Genomic DNA, 485 nt, shown 5'->3' on the forward strand with positions numbered 1-485 from the left:
GTCACGTAGGATGAACGCATCCATGATTCCTTCGATCGGAATCTTGTACTGGAGTTCCAGAAGCACTGCGTACGCCTCGATTTGCTCGACGTACACAATGCCCGGGTCCTTGGCTTTTTTGGGGGCCGCTGCGATGCCCGTCGTTTTGAAGTCGAGGATGTAAAACTTCCCGTCGTCACCACGGTACACCGCATCGATGTGGCCGCTGATGCCCTTGTAGTTGATGCTCAGCTCATGGTACACGGTCGGAAAACCACAACACTCGTATTTGTACGAAAGCTCGTGCATTGTGCCACACTCTTTGCACTCGTAGTTCGCAAGGAACTTTCCACTCAAGCACAGTGCCTGCTGCATCACTTCGTGGACGACGGTTCCGACTCGTGTGTAGAAGCAGCCTCCGAAGTCGAGCGTTCGCACGGTTCCGTGCATCGCGCTCTGGATGAAGAAATCTACCGGACAAAATGGGAGTTGCGACGGGCGAAGGA

General features: G+C 54.2%; 1 protein-coding gene. It reads right to left on the minus strand.

Annotation, left to right across the window (positions count from 1 at the left end):
- The coding region (locus tag AC1RPW_RS07935) for a hypothetical protein (protein WP_481769432.1) at nt 1-485 on the minus strand (485 nt) is incomplete at both ends.

This window comes from Dellaglioa sp. CoH-55-MRSF-8, from assembly GCF_056782195.1.